Genomic DNA, 958 nt, shown 5'->3' with positions numbered 1-958 from the left:
GAATAGGCGCGCTTGACCTCGGCGACGTCGCCCAGCCGGAAATAATGGCCGTTGGCGTAGAAGTTGATCGCCTTCAGACTCTCCTCGGAGGTGAAGGAACCGGAGACGCGGATGGCGATGCGCTCCGGGCCGGCATCGACCGTGCCGCTCGGTGTCAGCGCGTTCTGCGCCTGCAGCGCCTGCGACAGCGTGCCGACGTCGAGGCCGAGCGCCGCCACCTTCTGCGTCGAGAATTCGAGGTAGATCTTCTCGTCCTGCTGGCCGACCAGATCGACCTTGGCGACATCCTTCACGGTGAGCAGCCCGGCGCGCAGGCTGCTGGCCAGGTCCTTCAGCTCGCGATGGCTTAGACTGTCGGAGGTCAGCGCGTAGATCAGCGAATAGGTGTCGCCGAACTCGTCATTGTAGAACGGGCCCTGGACGCCGGACGGGAGTGTCGGCTTGATGTCGTCGAGCTTCTTGCGCACCTGGTACCAGAGCGGCTGCACCTGGTCGCCGGCGACCGTGTCCTTGAGGTTGACGAAGACCACGGATTCGCCGGGCTTGGTGTAGCTCTTGACGTAGTCGAGGTCGGGAAGCTCCTCGAGCTTCTTCTCGATACGGTCGGTGATCTGCTCCACCGTGTCGCTGGTCGTGGCGCCCGGCCACATCGTCTTCACCACCATGGTTTTGATGGTGAAGGGCGGATCCTCCTCGCGGCCGAGGCCTTGATAGGCGTAGAGGCCGGCAAGCGCCGCCGCGATCATCAGGTAGATGACGAAGCTCCGGTGGCGCAGCGCCCATTCGGAAAGGTTGAAGCTGGTCATGATGCAATCCCTCTCAGCGCGCGTGAAGGCGCGTTCCGCCGGCGTTTGCCGGCCAGCGAAAAATGATGGTTGGGTTCGGACCGCGCCCGCCGCGTGGCGGGCGCCGTCGCAAGTCAGGCCAGGCTGTGCATGGTGCCCGGCACACGGTAGGG

1 protein-coding gene is annotated in these 958 nt (G+C 64.6%); it reads right to left on the bottom strand.

All coding sequences use genetic code 11. From position 1 onward, the window contains the following. A partial coding sequence (locus EN780_RS35295) for an efflux RND transporter permease subunit (protein ID WP_133372912.1) occupies positions 1-806 on the bottom strand: 806 nt, incomplete at its 3' end. Positions 807-958: the final 152 nt, after the last annotated feature.

This window comes from Mesorhizobium sp. M4B.F.Ca.ET.089.01.1.1 (assembly GCF_004022605.1).
GTDB lineage: Bacteria > Pseudomonadota > Alphaproteobacteria > Rhizobiales > Rhizobiaceae > Mesorhizobium > Mesorhizobium abyssinicae.
The sequence above is the reverse complement of the archived record's forward strand: the minus strand, read 5'-3'. Positions and strand labels throughout refer to the sequence as shown.